The following is a 471-nucleotide window of genomic DNA, read 5'->3' as shown; positions in this document are numbered from 1 at the left end:
GCAGCCCGATGGTACCGAACGCACGGCCGATCTCCCAGTAGTTGTCGCACCACCTGCGGATCACGGAAATGGTCTGGTCCGGATCCGCGTCGGTGGTGAAATCCAGGTCCGGGGACACCCGGCCCAGGAACAGGTCACGGACAGGTCCGCCGACCAGGGACAGCTCATGACCGGCGCCGGCGAACAGCTCTCCCAGTTCGAGGACGATGGGAGGGAGCGTGGAACTGTCAAAAACGTGCACCATAGTCTCTTAAGCGTGCCAGAGATTCCGGCAAACTCCATGACCCGCGGCGCGGCCGCGGCCTCGCGGCGCGGGTAAGCAAGGTCATATTCGGTTCGAAAGATCGTTAGAGTGGAGTGCATGGCTCATCCAGTTCCGAGTGCTCCAAAGCGCACCCCATTGACGGCGGCGTCAATGGCCGGTGCCGCGGCGCACCCCGGACACCACCCGCTGCCGACGGTGGAGGAAGT

At 64.1% G+C, this 471-nt stretch carries 1 pseudogene; it reads right to left on the bottom strand.

The annotated features are described in order from the left end of the window. Positions 1 to 244, bottom strand: a pseudogene (locus AC5RVV_RS18050) (CCA tRNA nucleotidyltransferase); the annotation flags it as partial. Positions 245 to 471: the final 227 nt, after the last annotated feature.

The sequence above is a fragment of the Arthrobacter sp. MDT2-34-1 genome, from assembly GCF_059091365.1.
The sequence above is the reverse complement of the archived record's forward strand: the minus strand, read 5'-3'. Positions and strand labels throughout refer to the sequence as shown.